At 74.5% G+C, this 1984-nt stretch carries 3 protein-coding genes; all 3 read right to left on the reverse strand.

The annotated features are described in order from the left end of the window. Positions 1-51: 51 nt before the first annotated feature. A complete protein-coding gene (locus ACYVE9_RS24700) occupies positions 52-885 on the reverse strand; it encodes an energy-coupling factor ABC transporter ATP-binding protein (protein WP_461030112.1) in 834 nt (277 codons plus the stop codon). Continuing rightward, entirely contained in the window at positions 873-1634 is a 762-nt protein-coding gene (gene cbiQ, locus ACYVE9_RS24705) for a cobalt ECF transporter T component CbiQ (RefSeq protein ID WP_461030113.1), read from the reverse strand. The genes ACYVE9_RS24700 and cbiQ overlap by 13 nt, the downstream gene beginning before the upstream one ends. A gap of 1 nt (position 1635) precedes the next feature. Further along, positions 1636-1984, reverse strand: a 349-nt coding sequence (locus ACYVE9_RS24710; RefSeq protein ID WP_461030114.1) for a PDGLE domain-containing protein, incomplete at its 5' end; no start/stop codon positions are given.

The raw sequence follows: 1984 nt of genomic DNA on the forward strand, positions 1-1984 counted from the left end.
CGGGCCCTGCGCCCGTCGGGCGAGCGGCACGAGGGCGGCGCGGCGGGTGCGTCAGGGGGCGGTGAGGGGTGCCGCCGAGGGGTCGAAACCGAAGGGCAGCTCCAGGCGGTGGGCGCGCAGCAGGTCCGCGTCCCGCAGCAGGTCGCCGGTCGGTCCGTCGGCGACGATCACGCCGTCACTGAGCACCACCGCGCGCGGGCACAGCTCCAGCGCGTACGGCAGGTCGTGGGTGACCATGAGCACGGTGACGTCGAGCGAGCGCAGGACGTCGGCCAGTTCGCGCCGCGAGGCCGGGTCCAGGTTGGAGGACGGTTCGTCCAGGACGAGGATCTCCGGGCGCATCGCCAGCACGGTCGCCACCGCGACCCGTCGGCGCTGGCCGTAGGAGAGGTGGTGCGGGGGCCGGTCTGCGCAGTCGGCCATGCCCACCCGTTCGAGGGCCTCCGTGACGCGCGCGGCCAGCTCCTCGCCGCGCAGCCCGGCGGCGGCCGGGCCGAACGCCACGTCCTCCCGCACGGTCGGCATGAACAGCTGGTCGTCCGGGTCCTGGAAGACGATGCCGACCCGGCGGCGGATCTCGGCCAGGTGCTGCCGCTCGACCGGGAGCCCGGCGACGGCGACCCGGCCGGCCCCGGCGGTGAGAATGCCGTTCAGGTGCAGGACCAGCGTGGTCTTGCCGGCTCCGTTGGGTCCGAGCAGCGCGACCCGCTCACCGCGCGGCACGGTGAGGTTGACGCCGAACAGCGCCTGGTGGCCGTCCGGGTAGGCGAAGGCCAGCCCGGTGACGTCCAGGGAGGGCGGCGGGCCCGGCACCTCGGCGGCGGCGGACGCCTCGGTGGTGTCGCGGTTCGGCGGGGGGTCGGGAGTTGCGGTCACAGCAGCCATCCCATCAGACAGACGGCGAGCGCCGCGAACGGCAGGGCGGCGGTCCGCGCCCACTGGGATCGGGTGGCCCCGGCGGTGTCGGTGACGGGCATGGAACCGGTGTAGCCGCGGCTGACCATGGCCAGGTGGACGCGCTCGCCGCGTTCGTAGGAGCGGATGAACAGCGCCCCCGCGGTCTTCGCCAGCACCCCCCAGTGCCGGACGCCGCGGGACTGGAAGCCGCGGGAGAGACGGGCGACGCGCATGCGCCGCAGCTCGTCGGCGACGACGTCGCCGTAGCGGATCATGAAGGAGGCGATCTCCACCAGCTGCGCGGGCAGCCGGAGGCGTTGCAGCCCGAGCAGCAGCGCCCGGATGTCGGTGGTGGCGGCGAGCAGCACGGAGGCGGCGACGCCGAGTGTGCCCTTGGCGAGCACGTTCCACGCGCCCCAGAGGCCGGACTCGCTGAGCGACAGTCCGAGCCACTCCACCCGCGGGCCCTCGGCGACGAACGGCAGCAGCAGCGCGAAGGTGACGAAGGGGATCTCGATCAGCATGCGGCTCAGCAGGAAGCCGGGCGGTACCCGGGCGGCGCCAGCCACGGCGGCGAGCAGCACGGCGTAGAGGCCGAACGCCCACATCGCCTCGCGCGGGGTGGCCACCGCCACCAGCACGAAGCAGAAGACGGCGACGAGCTTGCAGTGGGCGGGCAGCCGGTGCACGGCCGTGTGTCCGTGCCGGTAGAGCTTGTGGGCGTGACCGGCTCCCACGTCAGACCTTCTCGTCCACGGCGGGTTCCTGCCGGCGGCGCCGGACCACCATGAACACGCCGGTGCCCAGGGCCAGCGTCGCGCCGACGCCCATGATCCCGGCGAGGCCGACGGAGAGCCGCTCGTCGCCGAGGTCGCCCACCCCGTAGTCGGCCAGGGGCGAGTCGTCCATGGCGTGGTCCTCGGCCTGGTCGATGAAGCCGTGGTCGGTGGAGACCCGCTCCAGGCCGTCGAGTTCGGAGGACGCGTAGTAGCTGACCACGCCGGCGCAGACCAGTGCCGCGGCCAGCCCGGCCAGCCACACCGGCCGCACCGAGCGCCGCCCCCGGGCGTCGGACGGCTCGGCGGAC

Source organism: Streptomyces sparsus (genome assembly GCF_054776295.1).

Excerpts from the sequence above, each read along its gene's own strand:
- ACYVE9_RS24700 (WP_461030112.1), bottom strand. The coding sequence starts at position 885 with ATGGCTGCTGTGACCGCAACTCCCGACCCCCCGCCGAACCGCGACACC.